Raw genomic sequence first — 3,814 nt, forward strand, 5'->3', positions numbered from 1 at the left:
TAAACGACCGCCCGAATTCAATAAACGACCGCCCGAATTCAATAAACGACCGCCCAAATTCAATAAACGACCGCCCAAATTCAATAAACGACCGCCCGAATTCAATAAACGACCACCCGAATTCAATCTTACCAAGGGGGGATTAAGGGGGGTAATTTGACCGAACAATTCGCAATTCGCAGTTCGCTTTTTCGCCCGTTGCGAACGCGCAATTGAATAACTGGTTCATTCTGGGATACAAGCCTCTTCATTGATGAAGAAAAAATAGAAATACGTAGTATCAATATTCAACGGAACGCCTTCAGGCGTGGGGTAATAATTGCGAATTGCGTTAGCGCAGCGTTAGCGAGTCCGCGAGCGTCATTGAAAATTGCGAATTGGTGTGACTTGTGTATACACCGTAGCTTTTTAAGGGGAGCCAGCGCGGTCTTCTCCCAAAGGGAGAGGCTAGCGCCTTCGCGGAGCGTCTCGTAGAGAAGGGGTCTCCCCAAGTGGAGCGACTGGCGTGGGCTAGGGGGGATCAATAAGTGCCTAATATCACAGCCGACCAACTTTTCAAACAACCTTTTAAAGAGAATCGTACAAAATTGGCGTGGCACAGCTAAAATAGTGCATTAAAAATAAAAAAATCAAGTAGCTTTAGATACATATTTTCATAGCTATAGGAACTTGCGATCGCTGATCAAATTAGGTGTTGTCACCGCAGAAGAAAAGAAACTATTGTTAAATATTTACCAGCAATTATGCTAGATATAGCACAAGCCTTGGTGGTTAGGATATCAAGAGATGATAAAACTTAGACACCAAAAGACTTTTCACCCAGTCCCCAGTCCCCATTACCCCTTATCCCCAGAGGGGGCCCCACCTTCCCCAGTCCCAGTCCCCAGTCCCTTGCTATATATAGTTAAAAATAAAATATTTAACCTTCTTTTGTACTAACTTAAGATAGCAAAATTGAGTAATCTGTTTCAGAAAATTCCGCAAATTACTCTTAATAAACTTGTTTTTCTATACGCATTGCAGGCTATATTTAAGTAGCATTACCCATAAAAAAATGTGTTATAACTTTAACTGATTGCAATCTTCTTTGACGAATTGTTAATGGTTAACAGCTTTTTCATCATCATCAATTAAGAAGTTATACTTTCCACTACAACTTAGTAATAATGTAAGAGTTTGATTCTGTGGACAACCCGACCGTGGGAAAATCAAAATACCGAGACTCGAAGTTAGAGAGGAAAACCTTATAATATGCATCTGAGCGAAATCACCCATCCTAATCAGTTGCACGGTTTATCTGTTCGCCAACTGCAACAGATTGCCCGTCAGATTCGAGATAAGCATCTTCAAACAGTAGCAGTTAATGGTGGACACTTGGGGCCAGGGTTGGGTGTTGTCGAATTAACACTAGGACTTTACCAAACACTGGACTTAGATCGGGATAAAGTGATTTGGGATGTAGGACACCAGGCTTATCCCCACAAACTGCTTACAGGACGTTACGATCGCTTCCACACCCTTAGACAAAAAGACGGAGTTGCGGGTTATCTCAAACGGGGCGAAAACAAGTTTGACCACTTTGGGGCTGGACACGCTTCTACAAGTATTTCAGCAGCATTGGGCATGGCTTTGGCGCGAGACTTGAAAGGAGAAAAATTTAAAGCCGTTGCTGTGATTGGTGATGGGGCACTAACTGGCGGCATGGCTTTAGAAGCAATCAACCATGCCGGACACATGCCGAAAACTAACCTGTTGGTTGTTCTCAATGACAACGACATGTCCATATCTCGCAACGTCGGCGCGATTCCTCGCTATCTCAACAAAATGCGCCTTAGCCAACCGGTGCAATTTATTAAAGATAATCTTGAGGAACAGTTTAAGCAAATTCCCTTCGTGGGCGAATCCCTCTCACCCGAACTCGGACGCATCAAAGAAGGTATGAAGCGTTTGGCTGTTCCGAAGGTAGGTGCAGTTTTTGAAGAACTCGGCTTTACCTACATTGGGCCAGTAGATGGGCATAATCTCGAAGAACTAATTGCCACCTTCCAACAAGCACATCAAATACCGGGCCCAGTTTTAGTACATGTGGCAACAGTAAAAGGCAAAGGTTATGAAATTGCCGAACTAGATCAAGTTGGCTACCATGCCCAAAGCCCCTTCAACGTCGCAACTGGCAAAGCCATTCCTTCTAATAAACCCAAACCTCCGGCTTATGCCAAAGTCTTTTCTCACACTCTGGTGAAACTTGCCGAACAAAACCCGAAAATTATCGGCATTACTGCGGCGATGGCAACGGGGACAGGTTTAGATAAACTTCAAGCAAAACTGCCCAATCAATATGTTGATGTCGGCATTGCGGAACAACACGCAATTACCTTAGCAGCAGGACTTGCAAGCGAAGGGATGCGCCCGGTTGCAGCTATTTATTCCACTTTCTTGCAACGCGCCTACGACCAGATAATTCATGATGTCTGCATCCAAAATCTGCCAGTATTCTTCTGCTTGGATCGGGCGGGAATCGTCGGATCTGATGGCCCCACCCACCAAGGTATGTATGACATTGCCTATCTGCGTTGCATTCCCAACATGGTAATCATGGCCCCCAAAGACGAAGCAGAACTGCAAAGCATGGTAGTAACTGGCGTTAATCATACCAGTGGGCCGATCGCAATGCGCTATCCTCGTGGCAATGGCTACGGCGTTCCCTTAATGGAGGAAGGTTGGGAACCTTTGGAAATCGGCAAAGGCGAGATTCTGCGTACAGGCGATGACGTGTTAATCGTCGCCTATGGCACAATGGTCTATCCAGGAATGCAAGCTGCGGAAATTCTCAGCGAACATGGCATTGAAGCAACTCTAATTAATGCCCGTTTCGTTAAGCCTTTGGATACCGAGTTGATTTTGCCTTTAGCGAAGAAAATCGGCCGTGTTGTCACCTTAGAAGAAGGCTGTGTGATGAGTGGCTTTGGTAGTGCGATCGCTGAAGCTTTATTAGATGCAGATATTCTCGTTCCTCTCAAGCGCTTCGGTGTTCCAGATGTGTTAGTAGATCATGCTGAACCCAATGAATCTAAGACAGAACTCGGTTTAACTAGTCATCAAATAGCAGAGAGAGTGTTGCAAGCTTTCTTTAAACGGCAATTATCTACTGTTGTTTAGTTAATTCTTTGTCGAATGAATCGCCCACACTTGTTATTCAGGTGTGGGCGATTTGCTTATGAAAATGGGAAGTTTAATATTAGTAATATTATGTTCGGTTAAACCTTAGTTAATTGCCGAAAATAATCAAGTATTAAATAATTACTGAAATTTATTTTTATTTTTCCATTATCTGTATACTTAATCTAGTTAATTTCTAGGATTATTATACCATCAATTCAATAGCAGGATCAATTCAGTAGCAAGCGATCGCTTTCTAGTTTTCATGGGTTAAACGAGTAAAGTTTTACCCCGTATTTTGTCGTACTTTTTTCAAATAGATTGATTGAGATTGAAGAACAACATAATAATTAATATTTAATATTAATTATTGAGTTCACAAAAATCATGTAATAGATATTGCATGATATATCAAATTCTGTTTGCACATTTTAAACCCAAAAAAAGCACAGTAAAACTATGGCTATTCAAGGAACAAACAAGAACGATAATTTAGTCGGTACTTCTGGAAATGACACTATTGAAGGCTTAAACGGTAATGATACCCTTTCTGGGCTAGGTGGAAATGATCAATTATCAGGTGGTGCTGGAAGTGATAGCTTGTATGGTGGTGCAGGTAAAGATCAATTTGTCTTAGAGTATTTCGATGGTTCTC

1 protein-coding gene and 1 pseudogene are annotated in these 3,814 nt (G+C 42.4%); both read left to right on the forward strand.

What is annotated here, in order from left to right:
* Window positions 1-1,251: 1,251 nt before the first annotated feature.
* Window positions 1,252-3,159: a 1-deoxy-D-xylulose-5-phosphate synthase gene (gene dxs, locus RMY63_RS41315; RefSeq protein WP_322734213.1), complete on the forward strand. Its 1,908-nt coding sequence runs from the start codon at window positions 1,252-1,254 to the stop codon at window positions 3,157-3,159.
* Between the two features lie 459 nt (window positions 3,160-3,618).
* Window positions 3,619-3,814: pseudogene (locus RMY63_RS41320) on the forward strand (hypothetical protein); the annotation flags it as partial.

It is taken from the genome of Nostoc sp. ChiQUE01b (genome assembly GCF_034531255.1).
GTDB lineage: Bacteria > Cyanobacteriota > Cyanobacteriia > Cyanobacteriales > Nostocaceae > Nostoc.

What these genes read in the sequence shown, in the direction of transcription:
- dxs (WP_322734213.1), top strand. Translation starts at nt 1,252, where the DNA reads ATGCATCTGAGCGAAATCACCCATCCTAATCAGTTGCACGGTTTATCT.